Source organism: Vibrio sp. Vb0667, from assembly GCF_033391095.1.
Genome location: NZ_JAWPOL010000404.1, coordinates 1 through 1,038 on the forward strand (window position 1 = coordinate 1; position 1,038 = coordinate 1,038).

General features: G+C 44.6%; 1 pseudogene. It reads right to left on the bottom strand.

Annotation, left to right across the window (positions count from 1 at the left end):
• Positions 1 to 912 (bottom strand): annotated as a pseudogene (locus R8269_RS26240) (lipase); the annotation flags it as partial.
• Positions 913 to 1,038: the final 126 nt, after the last annotated feature.

Genomic DNA, 1,038 nt, shown 5'->3' on the forward strand with positions numbered 1-1,038 from the left:
ACTGACCGAATCTAACGCTGTCATAAAGTCTTGTGTCTCACCAAGCACCATTGTGTACGCAGTAGAAAGGTCGACAGCATTCTCGTTAGTATCATTTTTGTAAATGGTATTTAGCGTGTTCGCGCCAGTAGCAAAACCTGTCGCAGTAACACCTTTAACAGCCGCTAACGTGTCACCTACAGATTGAGTGCTGAACCATGATGAGTAGACAATATCAGCTGGGTTGACTTGCGCTAGACCAAAAATGCCTTCGACAGCTTCTGTTACCGCTTGTACGGATGCAAGATCGCCTGATTCGTACTTAACTTGTTTGCTCTTTGCCACCGCGTAGCTTGAAGAGGTGCCAATAGGCTCGCCATTAACGTCAGTTACGTCTTGTGTGACTGCGAAAATGTATTCGCTAGATTCATCAAGAGAATCGGCAAACTGAACATAAAGAGATTTACCATTGGCTTGAACAACGTAATCTTGGTTCTGAACAAGGACTTTTGAAATCGGGTTAGTTTTTCCGTCCCATTCCGTCAAACGCTGGTTGATTTTGATAACTTTAACGCCAGAAGCCAACATGCCAGGAGCGAAGCCATCGCCGTTAAAGTTCAAAACGATAGGCATAGACGTTGACCAACCGTCCATTGTGTTCATTGATGCGCGTGGATTAGTAAGGGCATCATCACCGTTAGTTGGCAGACCAAGCGTACCATCTGACGTATCCATAAGTAGGTAAGAAGGGGCAGGTACGTCTGCGTTTGCACCTTGGATAGTAAAGCTAATTGAAGTGCCACGATCTAGCAATGCTTGAACTTCCGATTCAAACGTTACTTTATCTGTTGTGCCTGAGCTTGATGTGTTGTCGCCACAACCTGCAAGTAGGATCGCAGAACAAAGCAGTGATAGTTTAAACGTATGTTTCATTGGGTTACTCCGAGAATCCTATTATTTGAAGGTGTAGTTCATCTGTACTGCACTGATGTATGCCGTACCTTCTGAATCAAACTTAATTTCTTGACCTGCTGCGTTAGTCTCAGTGAAAGAGCCCGA